This window comes from Pseudomonas sp. B16(2017), assembly GCF_002113205.1.
Classification (GTDB): Bacteria; Pseudomonadota; Gammaproteobacteria; order Pseudomonadales; family Pseudomonadaceae; genus Aquipseudomonas; species Aquipseudomonas pharyngis.
Genome location: NZ_NEKA01000004.1, coordinates 233,457 through 251,456 on the forward strand (window position 1 = coordinate 233,457; position 18,000 = coordinate 251,456).

16 protein-coding genes are annotated in these 18,000 nt (G+C 60.9%); 13 read left to right on the forward strand and 3 right to left on the reverse strand.

Annotated elements, in window-relative coordinates; genetic code table 11:
• Positions 1-22 precede the first annotated feature (22 nt).
• The 13 genes from CAG25_RS08615 to CAG25_RS08675 all read left to right on the forward strand — a co-directional run bounded on the left by CAG25_RS08615 (position 23) and on the right by CAG25_RS08675 (position 14,652).
• Positions 23-901, forward strand: coding sequence for an amino acid ABC transporter permease (locus CAG25_RS08615; RefSeq protein ID WP_085610364.1), 879 nt, complete (start codon positions 23-25; stop codon positions 899-901).
• Positions 902-911: 10 nt separating this feature from the next.
• A complete protein-coding gene (locus CAG25_RS08620; RefSeq protein WP_039768627.1) occupies positions 912-1,676 on the forward strand; it encodes an amino acid ABC transporter ATP-binding protein in 765 nt (254 codons plus the stop codon).
• Between the two features lie 39 nt (positions 1,677-1,715).
• Positions 1,716-2,540, forward strand: coding sequence for an ABC transporter substrate-binding protein (locus CAG25_RS08625; RefSeq protein ID WP_074690517.1), 825 nt, complete (start codon positions 1,716-1,718; stop codon positions 2,538-2,540).
• 128 nt (positions 2,541-2,668) lie between these two features.
• Positions 2,669-3,514 carry a polysaccharide deacetylase gene (locus tag CAG25_RS08630; protein WP_085610365.1) on the forward strand — a complete coding sequence of 282 codons (846 nt, stop codon included), beginning with the start codon at positions 2,669-2,671 and terminating at the stop codon, positions 3,512-3,514.
• Positions 3,507-4,397, forward strand: coding sequence for a polysaccharide deacetylase (locus CAG25_RS08635; protein WP_085610366.1), 891 nt, complete (start codon positions 3,507-3,509; stop codon positions 4,395-4,397). Before CAG25_RS08630 ends, CAG25_RS08635 begins: the two co-directional genes overlap by 8 nt.
• On the forward strand, positions 4,394-5,746 hold the full coding sequence (locus tag CAG25_RS08640; protein WP_085610367.1) for an MmgE/PrpD family protein: 1,353 nt from the start codon (positions 4,394-4,396) through the stop codon (positions 5,744-5,746). The genes CAG25_RS08635 and CAG25_RS08640 overlap by 4 nt, the downstream gene beginning before the upstream one ends.
• A 16-nt stretch (positions 5,747-5,762) precedes the next feature.
• Positions 5,763-6,941, forward strand: coding sequence for an MFS transporter (locus CAG25_RS08645; RefSeq protein ID WP_085610368.1), 1,179 nt, complete (start codon positions 5,763-5,765; stop codon positions 6,939-6,941).
• 157 nt (positions 6,942-7,098) lie between these two features.
• On the forward strand, positions 7,099-7,794 hold the full coding sequence (locus CAG25_RS08650) for an HPP family protein (protein ID WP_085610369.1): 696 nt from the start codon (positions 7,099-7,101) through the stop codon (positions 7,792-7,794).
• Between the two features lie 357 nt (positions 7,795-8,151).
• On the forward strand, positions 8,152-10,968 hold the full coding sequence (locus CAG25_RS28620) for a cytochrome P450 (RefSeq protein WP_085610370.1): 2,817 nt from the start codon (positions 8,152-8,154) through the stop codon (positions 10,966-10,968).
• Positions 10,969-10,971: 3 nt separating this feature from the next.
• Positions 10,972-11,376 (forward strand): RidA family protein, encoded by a 405-nt coding sequence (locus CAG25_RS08660; protein WP_085610371.1) that lies wholly within the window; start codon positions 10,972-10,974, stop codon positions 11,374-11,376.
• The gene (locus CAG25_RS08665; RefSeq protein ID WP_085610372.1) at positions 11,369-12,223 is read left to right on the forward strand and encodes an alpha/beta hydrolase; all 855 of its coding nucleotides are present in this window, start codon (positions 11,369-11,371) and stop codon (positions 12,221-12,223) included. The genes CAG25_RS08660 and CAG25_RS08665 overlap by 8 nt, the downstream gene beginning before the upstream one ends.
• 167 nt (positions 12,224-12,390) lie before the next feature.
• Positions 12,391-13,497, forward strand: coding sequence for an enoyl-CoA hydratase/isomerase family protein (locus CAG25_RS08670; protein WP_085610373.1), 1,107 nt, complete (start codon positions 12,391-12,393; stop codon positions 13,495-13,497).
• Between the two features lie 3 nt (positions 13,498-13,500).
• Complete coding sequence (locus CAG25_RS08675) at positions 13,501-14,652, forward strand: acyl-CoA dehydrogenase family protein (protein ID WP_039768643.1); 1,152 nt, start codon at positions 13,501-13,503, stop codon at positions 14,650-14,652.
• Positions 14,653-14,741: 89 nt separating this feature from the next.
• On the opposite strand, the gene CAG25_RS08680 is transcribed toward CAG25_RS08675, so the two are convergent.
• The 3 genes from CAG25_RS08680 to CAG25_RS08690 all read right to left on the reverse strand — a co-directional run bounded on the left by CAG25_RS08680 (position 14,742) and on the right by CAG25_RS08690 (position 17,992).
• Positions 14,742-15,515, reverse strand: a complete 774-nt coding sequence (locus tag CAG25_RS08680) for an enoyl-CoA hydratase (protein ID WP_064381493.1) — start codon at positions 15,513-15,515, stop codon at positions 14,742-14,744.
• A gap of 14 nt (positions 15,516-15,529) precedes the next feature.
• On the reverse strand, positions 15,530-16,657 hold the full coding sequence (locus tag CAG25_RS08685; RefSeq protein WP_085610374.1) for an acyl-CoA dehydrogenase: 1,128 nt from the start codon (positions 16,655-16,657) through the stop codon (positions 15,530-15,532).
• A gap of 141 nt (positions 16,658-16,798) precedes the next feature.
• The gene (locus CAG25_RS08690; RefSeq protein ID WP_085610375.1) at positions 16,799-17,992 is read right to left on the reverse strand and encodes an acetyl-CoA C-acyltransferase; all 1,194 of its coding nucleotides are present in this window, start codon (positions 17,990-17,992) and stop codon (positions 16,799-16,801) included.
• Positions 17,993-18,000: the final 8 nt, after the last annotated feature.

The following is an 18,000-nucleotide window of genomic DNA, read 5'->3' on the forward strand; positions in this document are numbered from 1 at the left end:
AAGTACAGTTCGGAGAAACACCATGAGCCAGACTCAGGCAGAACGACTCCAGGCGGAGCGCAAACTGGCGGAAAACCAGTTCGACATTACCCAGTACCAGCACGTGCCACGGCGTTATTACGGGCGGATCTTCTTCGCCACCCTGATCGTCATCGCCATCATCGGCCTGGTGCGGGCCTTCGCCGAAGGCAAGATCGAATGGTCGTACATCGGCCAGTTCCTCACCTCCGAAGCGATCATGTGGGGCCTGTTCAACACGATCATCATGGCCGTGCTGGCCATGGCGCTGGGCATCGTGTTCGGCGTGATCACCGCGATCATGCGCATGTCGGCCAACCCGATCCTGCGCTACGTGGCCGTGACCTACACCTGGCTGTTTCGCGGTACGCCGCTGATCCTGCAACTGCTGTTGTGGTTCAACCTGGCGCTGATCTTCCCCACCATCGGCATTCCCGGCCTGTTCGAACTCGACACCGTGAGCCTGATGACCCCGTTCGTGGCCGCCCTGCTCGGCTTGAGCATCAATCAGGGCGCCTACACCGCTGAAGTGGTGCGCGCCGGCCTGCTGTCCGTGGACACCGGCCAGTACGAAGCAGCCAAGTCGATCGGCATGCCGCGCCTGCAAGCGCTGCGCCGGATCATCCTGCCGCAGGCCATGCGGATCATCATTCCGCCGGTCGGCAACGAGTTCATCGGCATGGTGAAAATGACCTCGCTGGCGAGCGTCATCCAGTACTCGGAACTGCTCTACAACGCCCAGAACATTTACTACGCCAACGCCCGGGTCATGGAGCTGCTGATCGTCGCCGGTATCTGGTACCTGGCCACCGTCACCGTCCTGTCCTTCGGTCAAAGCCGTCTGGAGCGTCGTTTCGCTCGCGGCGCCGGCAAGCGTTCTTGAGGAGTCGAACATGAGAAACATCGTCAAGGCCGTGAGCCTGAACAAATATTACGACCAGTACCACGCGCTCAAGGACATCAACATCGAGGTCGAGCAAGGCGAAGTGCTGTGCATCATCGGCCCGTCGGGCTCGGGCAAGAGCACCCTGCTGCGCTGCGTCAACCAGTTGGAAAAGATCGACAAGGGCGGCCTCTGGGTCGACGGCGAACTGGTCGGCTACCGCGTCGTCGGGCACAAGCTGCACGAACTCAACGAGTCGCAGATCGCCCGCCAGCGCCTGGCCACCGGCATGGTGTTCCAGCGCTTCAACCTGTTCCCGCACATGACCGTGCTGCAAAACATCATCGAAGGCCCGTGCCAGGTGCTCAAGCGTTCGCCCAAGGAGGCGCACGAAGAAGCCCTGGAACTGTTGGCCCGGGTCGGCCTGGCCGACAAACGCAACAGCTACCCGATCGAGTTGTCGGGCGGTCAGCAGCAACGGGTGGCGATTGCCCGCGCCCTGGCCATGCGACCCAAGCTGATGCTGTTCGATGAACCCACTTCGGCACTCGACCCGGAACTGGTCGGTGAGGTGCTGTCGGTGATGCGCGATCTGGCGCAGACCGGCATGACCATGATCGTCGTCACCCATGAACTGGGCTTCGCCCGGGAGGTTTCCAACCGCATGGTGTTCATGGACGGCGGGCAGATCGTGGAGGCTGGAAGCCCCGAAGAAATACTAATAAGTCCGCAAAACCCGCGCACCCAAAGCTTCATTTCTGCCGTTCGAACCTGAGGCCCCTTTGGCCTTCACAACACTCATAAGAGAACGTCCATGAAGAACTTCGTCATTCCAGCAGTACTCACCTCCCTCATGTCTTGCGGTGTCGCCGTGGCCGCCGAGTTGCCGGCCAGCATCAAGGAAAAAGGCGAGATCGTCGTCGCGATCATGCCCAACTATCCGCCGATGGATTTCAAGGACCCGGCCACCAACAAGCTCACCGGCCTTGACTACGACCTGGGCAACGCCCTGGCCGAACGCCTCGGGGTGAAGATCAAGTGGCAGGAAACCGGCTTCGAGCAAATGATCAACGCCCTGACCACCGACCGCGTGGACATGGTCCTGTCGGGCATGACCGACACCGCCGAGCGCCAGGCCAGCGTGACCTTCGTCGACTACTTCACCAGCGGCCCGCAGTTCTACACCTTGCAAAAGAACGCAGCGACCAACGAGATCATCGACCTGTGCGGCAAGAAAGTCGGCACCAGCCGCCGCACGACGTTCCCGGCGGAAATCGCCGAGTGGAGCAAGGCCAACTGTGAAGCCGCCGGGAAACCAGCGATCAACGTGATCGGCACCGAAGGCTCGGCCGACGCCCGCGCCCAACTGCGCCAGAGCCGTATCGACGCGGCGATGCAGGGCAGCGAAACCCTGTCGTACCTCAAGACCCAGGAAAAGGACATGTACAAGACGGTCGGCCAGCCGATCTCCGTGCAGTTCACCGGGCTGGGGGTGAGCAAGAAAAAGCCTGAGCTGAGTGAAGCGGTGAAGGTGGCGTTGCAAAGCATGGTGGATGACGGCAGCTATAACGCGATCCTGAAGAAGTGGGATCTGGAACTGGGTGCGATCAAGGATGTGACCATCAACGCCGGCAAGTAACTGGTTCCTCTGTGGGAGCGGGCTTGCCCGCGATGGCGCTCGATCAGTCGACATCAATGTTGAATGTACAGGCCTCATCGCTGGCAAGCCAGCTCCCACAGGGGTCGTGAACAGTTGGAGAGTTATCGATGTCCTCCTTGCAACCCACCTGGCCCGACCAGCACAAAGCCTGCCTCGCCCTGGCCTTCGACCTCGACGGCCCGACCGGCGATGCCATGCTCAACAACTCGATCTGGCACAAACCCGAATACTTCGGCTTTGGCGGCTACGGCCCCTACCGCGCCTTGCCACGCCTGCTGGATCTGCTCGACACCTTCAAGATCCCGACCACCTTCTTCGTCCCCGCCTGGGTCGTGGAAAACTGGCCGAAACAGTGCCAGGCCATCGTCGAGCGCGGTCATGAAGTCGCCTACCACGGCTACAAACACGAATCCTTCTACGCCCTGACGCTGGACCAGCAGCAGGCCGTGATGAACAAGTCCCGCGACGTGTTCTGGCAATACCTGCACATCCGCGCCGAAGGTTTTCGCACCCCGTCCGGCGACTGGCGCGCCGAAACCCCGGCGATGCTGGCCGACAACGGCGTCATCTATTCCAGCAGCATGCGCGGCGACGATCGCCCGTATCTGGTCAATGTCCCCGGCCACGACACGCCGCTGGTGGAAATCCCCGGCCGCTGGGAAATGGACGACTACGCCTCCCTCGCCTACACCCGCGCACCGAACTTCCCGTCCGGGCTCGACCGCACCGCCAGCTACGAACTGACCCTCGACAACTGGCAACGCGAGTACGACGGCGCGATGGACGAAGGCCTGTGCCTGACCACCCTGTTCCACCCGAAAATCACCGGCAAACCGGGGCGCATCCTGTTGCTGGAGAAACTCTTCGACCACATGCGCCAGCGCGATGACGTGTGGTTCGCCACTTGCCGCGACGTCGCCCGCTGGTGGCTGAAGGAGCATCACCATGGCTGACGCTGACAACCTCTGGCCCGCCGGCAAACGCTGCGCGGTGGTGCTGACCGTCGATTACAACGACATCCACGGCATTCTCACCCAGGCCCCGGAAGTCGCCGGGCGCGACAAGACGCTGTCGGTGTGGCGCTACGGCACGCAACGCGGCGTCGAGCGTATGCTCGGCCTGTTCAGGGAACTCGGGGTGCGCAGCAGCTGGTTCGTGCCCGGCATCGTCGCCGAGGAAAACCCGCAGCACATCGCCGCGATTCTGGCTGACGGCCATGAAATCGCCTGCGCCGGCTACCGCCATCAGGATTTCGACACGCTGGATCTGGCGGCGCAGAGTGCGGAAGTCGCCAAGGGCTGCGCCGCACTGAAAACATTGACCGGTGTGCCTCCAACCGGCTTCCGGATTCCTGCGGGCAACGGCGCGCCGGGCTTCATCGAAGCCTTGAAAGATCACGGCATTCTCTGGTCGTCATCATGGCGTGGCGATGACCTGCCGTTCTTGCACCCGACCGCGCCCGAAGTGGTCGAGTTGCCGCTGCATTACGAACTGGAAGACGAGCCCTACTTCGCCTTCAACCTGAGTCCGGCCGTACCGCCGGCGCAATCGCGGATCGCCTCCTACAGCCACACCCTGGGCAACCTGCAAATGGACTTCGCCGGGTTCCACCGCTTCGGCCTGTGCTACGTGCTGCGCCTGCACCCGGAAATCATCGCCACGCCGGGGCGCATCGGTGTGCTGCGCGAATTGCTGCAAGGCATTCAGCAGCATGACGACGTGTGGATCGCCACCGGAGCCGAAGTCGCGCAGTGGTGGGCGCAGACGGCGGCGCCGGTTGCGCAGGATCATCCGGCGTCGGTGTATGAGCGCCATTATCGGGACTACCTCGTATGACCGAACGCATGCAGCGGCTGGCGCAGTTTTGCGTCGAAACGCGGTTTGAAGATCTGCCGCCAGCGTTGGTGGAACAAGCCAAGCGGCACATTCTCGACACCTTCGGCGCAGCACTGGCCGGGGCTGACAGTGCGGTGGCGCTTCAGGCGCGACAGGTGTTCGGCGCCGAACCCGGCACTGCGTTGGTCTGGGGTTCATCGTTGCGGGTCGGCGCAGGGCATGCGGCCTTGCTCAACGGCATCGCCGCCCATGCGCTGGAGCTGGACGACACCGGCGGTTGCGATCACTCGGGCGCGGTGGTGTTGCCGGCGGTGATGGCGGCGCTGTCACTGGTGGATCGGCCGGTAGACGGTCGCGAGTTCATCACCGCCGTGGTGATCGGCTACGAAATCGGCCGGCGGGTGCTGGAAGCCTGCGGCAGTTATTCGGCGCACAACGGCGCCGGCTGGCATTCCACCGCCACTTGCGGCGTGTTCGGCGCGGCGGCAGCCTGTGCGCGGATCTTTGCGCTGGATGTCGGGCAGACCGTGTCGGCACTAGGCATCGCCGGCAGTTTCAGCGGCGGGTTGTGGGCGTTCATCCACGACGGTTCGCAGAGCAAAAAACTACACAGTGGCCGGGCGGCCGAGGGTGGCTTGCTCGCCGCGCGTTTTGCTCGCGAAGGCGTCAGCGGGCCGTCGGTGTTGTTCGAGGATGTCTGGGGTGGTTTTCTCAAGACCCTGGCGCCGGCCAGCGCACAACCGGATGCGCTGGATGCCGATTTGGGAAAGGTCTGGAAACTCGCGCGCTGCTCGATCAAACCCTATGCCGCGTGCCGTGGCACCCATTCGGCCATCGATGCGCTTGGGTTGTTGCTGGAGCAATTGCAGGTCGGCGCCGATCAGGTGGAAGACATCCAGGTGCACCTGTGCGGGTTTCTGCTCGACATGTGCGGCGGTCGCGACATCCAAAGTCTGGCCGCTGCGCAGATGAGCCTGCCCTACGCCCTCGCCGCGCGGCTGGTGCACGGTCATTGCCGACTCGAGGCTTACGATGAGCAGCCACGCAACGATCCGCGCATCGCTCACTGGCTGACGCGCATTCGCCTTGAAGTGGATGAGCGACTGTCGGAGGATGGCGAGCCGCTGGTCATTGTTCGAACCCGCGACGGGCGTCAGGCGAGTCTGTGTGTCGAGGTGCCGCTGGGCGCGCCGGGCAATCCGTTGAGCGAGGCGGCGCTGGAGGAGAAGTTTTTCAGTCTGGCGCTGCGGGTGATTCCACCGGTCAAGGTTGAGCCGTTACTGGCGCAGCTGCGGCAACTGCAAACGCTGGATTCCGTACGCGATCTCGAGCGCCTGTTAACCGAATAAGGACATTTGATTTTCCGTGGCCACCTACTCGCTCGTTATCCGCCGCCTGATGATCGTCTCGCTGACCATCGTCGTCAGCCGCGCCATCACCAGTCCGTTGCTCACGCTGTTTCTGAGCAACAAGCTCGGCCTCAACCAACAGGACGTCGGGTTGTTATTGGGCATCGCGGTGTTCATCGCCACCCTGCTTGCGCTGTACGGCGGCTACATCATCGACCGGCTCGAGAAGCGCCGGTTGCTGATTCTGGCGATGCTCTCCAGCGCCATCGGCTTCGTGCTGCTGACCTTCGCCAAAGACCTCTACCTGACCACCGCAACCCTGGTCATCACCGAAACCGCCTCGGCGCTGTTCTTGATCGGCTCCAAGGCGATCCTCAGTGAAAACCTGCCCATGGGCCAGCGGGCCAAGGCGTTTTCCCTACGCTATACGCTGACCAACATCGGCTACGCCACGGGTCCGATGCTCGGCGTGGTAATCGCCGGGGTGTACCCGATTGCGCCGTTCCTGATTGCCGCCGGCATTGCTTTCGGCAGCATCTTCCTGATGATCGGGATTCCCAAGGATGCCAGCCCGGTCGCCGCCATCGGCCAGCCGCAAAGCTTCCTGAAAACCCTGATCACCCTGAAAAACGACCGCACGCTGATCATGTTCACCTGCGGCTGTCTGCTCAGCACCGTGGTTCACGGCCGCTTCACCCTGTACCTGTCGCAATACCTGCTGGTGGTCGAAGACTCGCAACGGGCGTTACAAACCATGGCCGCCCTGCTCGCCTGCAACGCCATCGCGGTGATCCTGCTGCAATACCAGATCGGTCGCTTTCTCAACCGGGAAAAACTGCGCTACTGGATCGCCGCCGGCACCAGCCTGTTCATCCTCGGCCTGATCGGCTTCAGCCTGGCCGACAGCCTGGTGACCTGGTGCATCGCGATGTTCATCTTCACCCTCGGCGAGATGATCATTTACCCGTCGGAATTCCTGTTCGTCGACACTTTGGCCCCGGAAGAACTGCGCGGCAGCTATTACGGCGCGCAGAACCTGGCGGCCCTCGGCGGCGCGCTGAGCCCGGTGATTTGCGGCTTTCTGCTGATGCATACGCCTGCGCCGAACATGTTCTACGCCCTCAGCGCACTGACGGCGATGGGCGGGATTCTGTGTTTCATGAGTGGGCGGCGCGTGGCTTTACTGCATAAATAATGCACTGAAACTGCATTTATATGAATTTGTCAGCATCGTGATTGCTTGGCACACTGTGCGCGTTCCTCCCCCAATAGTTGGAACACTTCGAAGGACTTTCCGCGTTTACGGACAAGTCCTTTTTTTTGCCCTGAATTTCGCAAAGGATCGATTCTGCATGCTCGCTCGCTGGTTGCCCGCCGCCATCAACACCCGCCCCACCGAATGGAGCCGCGCCGCCATCGGCATGGCGCTGGGCACGTTGTTCAGCGTGTGGGCGTGCAGTCAGGTGTTCGGCATTGAAGTGGCCTACCACCTGATCGGCCCGCTGGGCGCCTCGGCGGTGCTGCTGTTCGCGGTGTCCTCCGGCGCCCTCGCCCAGCCATGGTCGATCATCGGCGGCTACCTGTGCGCCGGTGTCGTCGCGTTGCTGGTGGCCCACGTCCTCGGTCGAACCCTCGGCAGCGCGTGCCTCGCGGCAGGCATGGCGCTGATCCTGATGTGCTGGCTGCGCTGCCTGCACCCGCCGGCCGGCGCCGTCGCGTTGACCATGGTGCTGGCCGACCCGATGACCATCGCCATGGACTGGAAAGCCCTGGAACCGGTGATGCTCAGCGCCGCCTGCCTGCTGCTCGCCGCACTGGCCTACAACAACCTCACCCGCATCCGCTACCCGAAACGCCCCGCCGAACCGGCGCCGGCCGTGGCGCCGGTGGATATTCAGTCCATCACGGCCGAAGATCTGAAACTGGCACTGGCCGATATGGAGGCGTTCATCGATGTCACGCCGGAGGATCTGGAACAGTTGATTCATGCCAGTGAGTTGCATGCCAAACGGCGGAGTATTGGTGAAGTGCTGAGTGGACGCCGGTAAGACGTGATCCGACCGAAGGTTGTCGGGCGCCCTTGCCAAGACATGGCCAACGTCTACCTTTCAACCTTGTACCGCACAGATCTGTCTGCTTTTCACTTGGAAGTCTGGCCCGCAGTAATGTCCAGTAGCGATGACATCGGTAGTCTGGCTATGGAAGAACGCTCAACGTTGTTGAGAAGCGAGCTGGCTTTGCGCTTTGACTGAACCGTTACTTTCCTCAAACATCGCAGTTCCCGCGTAACCTGCAGTCCGCCCGGATGCCCCGCTTTTCACTGGCGGGCCAGCGTGTTTTCGCCAGCTCCGCGAATCTGGTGGTTTTCGAATCCATGGTTTCGAAATCTGCGAGAGGAACGTTTCATGAGCGACCCACTGCTGAAGTTGCTGCAAACGCCCTTGTTCGACCCCGAGAAGCGCCATCGCGCGTCTCTGCGCGAATATATGGATCTGAATATCGATCGTATGCGCGCGATCATCGGTAACGGGCTCATGACTAATGCCATGTGGCTGGGCCAACCCCGTCAGTCTGAATTCCGGTTGATGCTTGAACGTGCAGCGCTTATTGGCGCCTGGGACTATTCACTGATTGCCTGCATCGTCGACCACTTCATTGCCGGTGACGCTTTTTTTGCCCATGGCAGTCAGAACCAGATCGCGCAGTATCAACAGGAGATCTGTCAGCTGGATGCGGTTTACGCTTTTGGCTGCACGGAGATCGCCAGCGGCTCCGATGTTGGCAACCTGCAAACCACAATCACCCATGCCCCTCACAAACATTGTCTGATTCTGAACTCGCCCACTGCACAGTCCTGCAAGTTCTGGATCGGCAACGCCCTGCACGCAGCAGTGGTGGTCATGGTACTGGGGCGTCTGATGGTCAAAGGTGTGGATGAGGGGTTGCACTGGTTCCGCGTGCGAATTCGCGAGGAAGAAAATGGCCCGCTTTTGCCAGGCGTCAGGATTACCACTTGCGATCCCAAGGGCGGGATCCACGCCAATCAAGTCGCCGGCATCCGCTTTAGCAAAATGAAGTTGCCGCTGGGCGCGCTGATGCAACGCTATGCCAGGTTCTCTGCGCAAGGTGATTTCAGCAGCGACATCCCGCCAAAAGAACGCTTGAAAAGCGCGATGCAGACATTCATCCAGGAACGCCTTTTCCTTATTGCTGCCGCTCGTGGTGGCGCCAGTATGTGTGTTTACCTGACGTATCGTTTCGGCTTGAATCGTTTGCTCAAGGGTAACGAAGGCAGCCAGTCTCTTCTGACCAAGGCACTGTTCCAACAACGCCTGTATGTCGAACAACTCAAGGTGCTGGCCCTGAAGATGCTGGAGCGGGCGGTGCTGTCGCGGTTCGAAGCGTACTGGCATCAGCCGGCCAGACGGACAGAACTGCATATTCTTGCCGCCATCGTCAAAATTGTCGGCACGTGGCTGGGTCTGGAGGTCATGAGGGCATGCAGAGAGCTTTGTGGTTCGCAGGGTTTTCACCATCACAACCAGATCGTCACCTTGTGCATGGATCACGAGATCAGCACCACCTTTGCTGGTGATAACAATGTCCTGTGCTGTCAGGTTGCCCGGGACGCGATAAACCGGCCGCGGTCTGCCTCTGACAACATCGCACAGCAAATTGAATCTTCAATTGTTGATGAGTGCCGCCGTGCCGGTGATTTTTCCCATTGTCAGGCTGTAGCGCTCACCTACGCTCGAGCGCTGGATCTGATAATCGACGAAGGTAAACGCAATAGGCTTGTGTCATCCGAGATATTCGAGGACATCGTCCACGTCTTTTCCCCGAAACTTTACCAATGGGGGCTCGCTGCCAACACCGAGCTGGAGCAGAACGCCACCGAAGCTCGACTGAGCTTGATAAACAAGCTGCTCAAACCACCGTCAGAGCTGGTCAGTGCCCCCATCGACAAAAAAGACTACATAAAACACTTCACGAAACCGCTGTACGAAAGGGAGCCGGATTTCTCGAACCGCAATACGATTCGCAACCCTTACCGGGCGTATGCCTGGCTGCGGGAACATCAACCGGTCTACTGGTGCGAACACTTGCAGGCGTGGTTTCTGACGCGTCATTGCGATGTTTTCGCTGCACAAGCTGACGCCCGGCGTTTTTCGTCAAACCGCATGCAACAACTGATCGACGCGCGGGTGCCTGAAAACAAACGCACGCATCTGACCGAATTCATCAAACTGGCGTCCCGATGGATGTATTCCCAGGATGGCGCAGTTCACAAGGCCAGTCGTCAATTGCTGGGCAATGCCTTTACACCCCGCTCCATCGAATCCTTGCGGACAATCATTCAAGACATCACTGATCGCGAACTGTCGAGGCTGCGCGGACAGACCGATTTGAAAGCCAGGCTTTTTGACCGGATTCCAGCCCTGATTCTGGCTTGGCTTTACGGCATGGAGGAGGATGACGCGCTAAAGCTTCGACGCTGGACGCGAGACATTGTCATGTTTCTCGGCGGCAGCCAGGATGCGGATCAGGGGCCGGATCAGGCCCTGGAAGGCATCAAGGAAATGTACGCCTTTTTCGCTGAGCTCATTGAAGAGCGGCGCAGGCAACCCAGAGATGACCTCGTGAGTCGGGTACTGGAGAGTGGCCAGAACAGCGCCGCCAGTGTTGATGAAGTGCTGGCACAGATCGTGTTCATTCTGGTTGCGGGTTACACCACCAGTGCAGACCAACTGTGTCTCGGCCTGTTGCATTTGCTAAAGCATCCCGAACAACTCAAGGCCCTGAAGGCTGACCCGACACTGATCGACTCATTCATTGAAGAAATGCTGCGCTTCGACCCTGCCGGCTCCTTGAGCCACAGGGTGCTCATGGAGGACGTCACCATTGACAACGTCACGATGAAAAAGGGGCAGCTGGCTTACTTGATACGAGCCTCAGCCAATCGTGATCCGACAAAATTCCCCAATCCCGACAAGTTCAATATTCGTCGCCCAAAGTGCGATCACCTGACGTTTGGAAGAGGCGAACATTTTTGCTTGGGCACGGTGCTATTCAGGCTAGAGGCCAAGATCGTATTCACCTCGCTGTTGCAACGCTTCCCCGACTTGCATCTCATCACGCACCGGCCTGCTACGTGGCGCAACAGCAACCTGCAATTCCGGGGTTTGAAGACACTTCCAGTCGATCTGGGCACAGGAGCCTGAGTCATGAAATTCAAACGTGTTTATTCCGGAGCACCTTGGGAACGCCTCGCCGGTTACTGCAGAGCCGTGAAGGCTGGCAACACTATTCTGGTCGGAGGGACGGTGGCATTTCGCAAAAACGGCAAGCCCTTCAAACCTGGCGATGCGTACGCCCAGACACGGCGATGTCTGAAAATCATCGAACAGGCGCTGAAGCAACTGGGTGAGGATCGTACCCGCATCATTGCCACGCGCATGTACACCACCAATATGGATCACTTGCCAGAAATCGCGCGGGCGCACAAAGCGTTTTTCGAAGGGCATCCACCGACGACAATGTTGCTGGAAGTCTCTCGACTGGTCAGCCCTGAGTACGTTATCGAGATCGAGGCAGAGGCCCGTTCGGGCAGGAGCTGCGGCCATGGATGAAACCTCGTTGACTGTAGAGGACGCCAGAACGGCGTTGCGTGAGGCGCAAGTCACCTGCGTTCATGACCTGGCGATTCAAAGCCATGGCCGGTCACTGCCGCTGCGCCTCTACACGCCGCCCGGCAAGAGGCCATTTCCCGTGCTGGTTTTCTTTCATGGCGGGGGGTGGGTCACGGGAGACCTGGACACGCATGACGGATTCTGCCGGTTGATGTGTGAGTGGGCTGGTTGCGCCGTGGTCGCCGTTCATTACGCCCGCCCTCCGGAACACTTGTTTCCGGCAGCTCTGGAAGACTGCTGGACAGCTTTCAAGTGGGTGACACGGCAAGGCGTTGATTGCGGACTGGATATTTCAAGCATTGCAGTCGCAGGAGGTGGTTCAGGAGGCGGGATGGCCGCCGTCATCAGCCAGCGCGACGCTGAATGTGACAAGCCAGGTATCTGCTCTCAGTTGCTGCTTTACCCTTTGCTCGATTGCCACACACGCCGCCGCTCCCACACGAAATTCGGGCAAGGACATGGACTGACCACAGACATGATCGAATGGTACCTCGGTCACTACCTGCCGCCCGGTACATCGCGCGTGGACAGACGGCTGTCGCCCCTGCTCAGTGACTCGCTGCGTGGATTGCCCCGGACGTTGATCATCACCTGCGGACTTGACGTTCTGCGGGATGAAGGCCGTGCCTACGCGAGGCGATTGCGAGCAGCAGGTGTCACTGTCGAACACAAAGAGTTTTCGGGGATGCGTCACGGTTTCATGAACTACCCCGCCGCCCATGAAGAGGCCAGGCGCGCCCTGTTGCTTTGCGCCCGGACCCTTCAAGCACAGCTTCGCGGCGAATGACGGCAGGGACTGGAATCAACGCCTGCAAGCAGCTTTCCAGACAAGGCAAAAATGCAGACAGCCCATGCACATATCCCCGTTGTACACGGCAAATTTGCACTGTTACGATCCGCTAACGCTCGCGCGCGAGCTTCTCGAATAAAGACAATAAAAGCAGGGAGTTAGTGATGACTGCTCAGGCTTCATCCCCGCGGACTTCGTCCATGGATGCCACGCCGCACGAAGTGCTGGCCGAGGTTCGCAATCACATCGGTCATCTGACCCTCAACCGCCCCGCCGGCCTCAATGCCCTGACCCTCGACATGGTGCGCCAGCTCCAGCGGCACCTGGACGCCTGGGCCGCCGATACCGATATCCACGCGGTGGTGCTGCGCGGTGCCGGCGAGAAAGCCTTCTGCGCCGGTGGCGACATTCGCTCGCTCTACGAGAGTTTCAAAAGCGGCGACACGCTGCACGAAGATTTCTTCGTCGAGGAATACGCCCTCGACCTGACGATCCACCACTACCGCAAACCGGTGCTGGCGCTGATGGACGGTTTCGTTCTCGGCGGCGGCATGGGGCTGGTGCAAGGCGCCGATCTGCGGGTGGTCACCGAGAAGAGCCGTCTGGCGATGCCGGAAGTGGCGATCGGGTACTTCCCGGATGTCGGTGGCAGTTATTTCCTGCCACGGATACCCGGCGAGCTGGGGATTTACCTGGGCGTCAGCGGCGTGCAGATCCGTGCAGCAGATGCGCTGTATTGCGGCCTGGCCGACTGGTATCTGGAGAGCAGCAAACTCGGCATCCTCGACGAACAACTCGATCACCTGGAATGGCACGACACGCCGCTCAAGGATCTGCAAAACCTGTTAGCCCGCCACGCCGTGCAAACCCTGCCGGATGCGCCGCTTGAAGCCTTGCGCCCGGCCATCGACCACTTCTTTGCGTTGCCGGACGTGCCGAGCATCGTCGAGCAACTGCGCGCCGTGACCGTCGCCGACAGCCACGAATGGGCAACCACCACCGCCGACCTGCTGGAAACCCGCTCGCCGCTGGCCATGGGTGTGACCCTGGAAATGCTCCGTCGCGGCCGCCATCTGAGCCTGGAACAGTGCTTCGCCCTCGAACTGCATCTGGATCGCCAGTGGTTCGAACGTGGCGACCTGATCGAAGGCGTGCGCGCCCTGCTGATCGACAAAGACAAATCACCACGCTGGAATCCGCCGACCCTGGCCGCGCTGCACGCCGAACAGGTCGCAAGTTTCTTCCACGGTTTCGCAGAGAGCGGGAGCTGAGCCATGCACGATCTCGAATTGACTGAAGACCAGGTCATGATCCGCGACATGGCCCGGGACTTTGCCCGCGGCGAAATCGCGCCCCACGCACAAGCCTGGGAAAAGGCCGGCTGGATCGATGACGGTCTGGTGGCGAAGATGGGCGAACTCGGCCTGCTGGGCATGGTGGTGCCGGAAGAATGGGGCGGCACGTACGTCGACTACGTGGCCTATGCGCTGGCAGTGGAAGAGATTTCTGCCGGTGACGGCGCCACCGGCGCGTTCATGAGCATCCACAACTCGGTAGGCTGCGGCCCGGTGCTCAACTACGGCAGCGAAGAACAGAAACAGACCTGGCTGGCGGATCTGGCCAGCGGCGCGGTGATCGGCTGCTTCTGCCTGACCGAACCCCAGGCCGGCTCCGAGGCGCACAACCTGCGCACCCGCGCCGAACTGCGCGACGGGCAATGGGTGATCAACGGCGCCAAGCAATTTGTCAGCAACGGCAAGCGGGCGAAACTGGCGATCGTGTTTGCGGTGACCGATCCGGATCTGGGCAAGCGTGGCATCTCGGCGTTTCTGGTGCCAACCGATACGCCGGGGTTCATCGTTGATCGCACCGAACACAAGATGGGCATTCGTGCTTCCGATACCTGCGCAGTGACGCTGAACAATTGCAGCATTCCTGAAGCCAATCTGCTGGGTGAACGCGGTAAAGGTTTGGCAATTGCCCTTTCCAACCTTGAAGGCGGACGCATCGGTATTGCCGCGCAAGCATTGGGCATCGCCCGTGCGGCGTTCGAGGCGGCGCTGGGTTATGCCCGTGATCGGGTGCAGTTTGGCAAGGCGATTGTCGAGCACCAGAGCATCGCCAACCTGCTGGCGGACATGCAGATGCAGATCAACGCGGCCCGCTTGATGATCCTGCACGCGGCGCGGCTGCGCACGGCGGGCAAACCGTGTCTGTCGGAGGCTTCGCAGGCCAAGCTGTTTGCGTCGGAAATGGCCGAGAAGGTGTGTTCGTCAGCGATTCAGATTCATGGCGGGTATGGGTATCTGGAGGATTACCCGGTTGAGAAGTACTACCGGGATGCGCGGATTACCCAGATTTATGAGGGGTCGAGCGAGATACAGCGAATGGTGATTGCTCGGGAGTTGAAGAACTACCAGCTCTAAAAGCATCGCCAGCAGGCTGGCTGCCACAGGGATTTGTGTAATCACAGATCCAATGTGGGAGCCAGCCTGCTGGCGATGGAAGCGCCGCGTTACTTGCCCTGGAACTCGGCAGGCCGCTTGGCCACAAACGCCGCCATCCCTTCCTTCTGATCCTGCGTCGCAAACGCCGCATGGAACACCCGACGCTCGAAACGCACGCCTTCAGTCAGGTTCACTTCGAACGCACGATTCACGCTTTCCTTGACCATCATCGTAATCGGCAGCGATTTGCTGGCGATCACTGCGGCGACTTTCAGCGCTTCGTCCAGCAATTCGGCACTCGGCACGATCCGCGCAACGATGCCGCAGCGCTCGGCTTCCACCGCGTCGATCATGCGGCCGCTCAGGCACATTTCCATGGCCTTGGCCTTGCCCACCGCGCGCGTCAGGCGCTGGGTGCCGCCCATGCCCGGCAGCACGCCGAGGTTGATTTCCGGCTGGCCGAATTTGGCATTGTCGCCGGCCAGGATGAAGTCGCACATCAGCGCCAGTTCACAGCCGCCGCCCAGGGCAAAACCGTTGACTGCGGCGATGATCGGCTTGCGCCGGTTGGCTACGCGGTCGCTGTCGCTGAACAGGTCGTCCATGTAGATCTGCGGGTAGGTCAGATCAGCCATTTCCTTGATGTCGGCGCCGGCGGCAAAGGCTTTGGTCGAGCCGGTGATGACGATGCAGCCAATATTCGCGTCGGCTTCAAAACCATCGAGCGCGCGGTTCACTTCGCTGACCAGTTGCGCGTTGAGGGCATTCAGCGCCTGCGGGCGATTAAGGGTGATCAGGCCGACGCGGCCATGGGTTTCCAGCAAAATCGTTTCGTAACTCATGTGCAGATTCCTTCTCAAAGATTGCGCGAAATGACCATGCGCTGAATGTCGCTGGTGCCTTCGTAGATCTGGCAGACCCGCACGTCGCGGTAGATGCGCTCCAGCGGGAAGTCGCTGAGGTAACCGTAACCGCCGAGGGTTTGCAATGCCATGGAGCAGACCTTCTCGGCCATTTCCGAGGCGAACAGTTTGGCCATCGACGCTTCCACCAGCGCCGGCTGACCGCTGTCGCGCAGGGCGGCGGCGTAATGCACCATCTGCCGCGCCACGGCGATCTGAGTCGCCATGTCCGCCAGACGGAAGGCCACGGCCTGATGCTCGATGATCGGCTTGCCGAAGGTGTCGCGTTCGCGGGCGTAATCGCGCGCCGCTTCGAACGCGGCGCGGGCCATGCCCACCGATTGCGAAGCGATACCGACACGGCCACCTTCGAGGTTGGCCAGGGCGATCTTGTAGCCCTCGCCCTCCTCGCCCAACCGGTTGGCCACCGGCACTTTCACGTCTTCGAACAGAATCTGGCAGGTGTCCGAGGCGTGCTGGCCGAGCTTGTCTTCGATGCGGGCAACTTTGTAGCCCGGCGAGTCGGTCGGCACGATGAACGCGCTGATCCCGCGTTTGCCGGCACTCGAGTCGGTGACCGCAAACACGATCACGACCCCGGCGTTCTGCCCGGAAGTGATGAACTGTTTGCAGCCGTTGAGCACGTAGTGATCGCCTTCCAGCCGTGCACGGGTTTTCAGGCTGCTGGCGTCGGAACCGGCCTGGGGTTCGGTCAGCGCGAAGGCTCCGAGCATCTCGCCGCTGGCCAGCGGTTTGAGGAAGCGCTCGCGCTGGTCGTCGTTGCCGAACTTGAGGATCGGCACGCACCCCACCGAGTTGTGCACGCTCATGATCGTCGAGCATGCGCCGTCGCCGGCAGCGATTTCTTCCAGGGCCATGGCGTAGGCCAGGTAGCCGGTGTCGCAACCGCCCCACTGCTCCGGCACCAGCATGCCGAAGAAGCCCAGCCCGGCCATTTCGCCGATGGCTTCTTTCGGGAAGCGGTGTTCGCGATCCCACTCGGCGGCGAACGGTTTGAGCCGTTCCTCGGCAAACTGCCGGGCCATGTCGCGGATTTGTTGTTGGTCGTCATTGGGAATCATGGTGAATCCTTATTCATTGGCACCGTCTATCCCCTGTGGGAGCGGGCTTGCTCGCGAAAGCGGTGGATCAGCACAGTGAGTGTTGGCTGATAGGACGCTTTCGCGAGCAAGCCCGCCCCCACAATTCGAGATGCGCGAGCTTTAGTAGAGGCATTCCACGGCCATCGCCGTGGCCTCACCGCCACCGATACAGATCGCCGCAACGCCGCGTTTCAGGCCTTTCTGGCGCAGGGCCGAGAGCAAGGTCACCAGAATCCGCGCGCCGGACGCACCGATCGGATGACCCAACGCGCAGGCGCCGCCGTGGATATTCAGCTTGGCGTGAGGAATTTCCAGGTGCGTCATCGCCGCCATGCCGACTACGGCGAAGGCTTCGTTGACCTCGAACAGATCGACCTGATCCAGCGACCAGCCGGTTTTCTTCATCAGCTTCTTGATCGCACCAATCGGCGCCACCGGGAACAGGCCCGGGGTATCAGCGAAGGCTGCGTGGCCGTGAATCACCGCCAGTGGTTTCAGACCCTGTTTCTGCGCTTGCGACTGGCGCATCAGCACCAGCGCAGCAGCGCCGTCGGAGATCGAGCTGGAGTTGGCCGCAGTTACCGTACCGCCCTCGCGGAACGCCGGTTTCAGCGAAGCGATCTTGTCCAGTTTGGCCTTCGGTGGCTGCTCGTCGTTGCTGATGATCACTTGTTCTTTGCCGACGGTCACGGTCAGCGGAACGATCTCGGCCTTGAAGCTGCCGTCCTGGATCGCCTGCTGGGCGCGGGTGGTCGAGGCGATGGCGAAAGCGTCCTGAGCCTCGCGGCTGAAGTCGTTGGTTTCGGCGCAATCCTCGGCGAAGGTGCCCATCAGACGACCCTTGTCGTAGGCGTCTTCGAGGCCGTCGAGGAACATCGAATCCAGCACCCGGCCGTGGCCCATGCGGTAACCGGCACGGGCGCGGTCCAGCAGGTACGGCGCGTTGGACATGCTTTCCATGCCACCGGCGATCACCACATCGGCACTGCCGGCCAGCAGCATGTCGTGAGCCAGAATGGTGGTCTCCATGCCCGAGCCGCACATCTTGTTGACCGTGGTGCAGCGGGTGGATTTGTCCAGCCCGGCGCCCAGCGCAGCCTGACGCGCAGGTGCCTGACCGAGACCGGCAGGCAATACGCAGCCGAACAACACTTCATCGACCGCATCGGTGGCGACACCGGCGCGTTCAACCGCAGCCTTGATCGCCGCCGCGCCGAGTTGTGGCGCGGTCAGGCTTTTCAGTTCGCCCTGAAAACCGCCCATCGGGGTGCGGACGGCGCTGACGATGACAATCGGATCATTGGAGATAGTCATGGGAAATC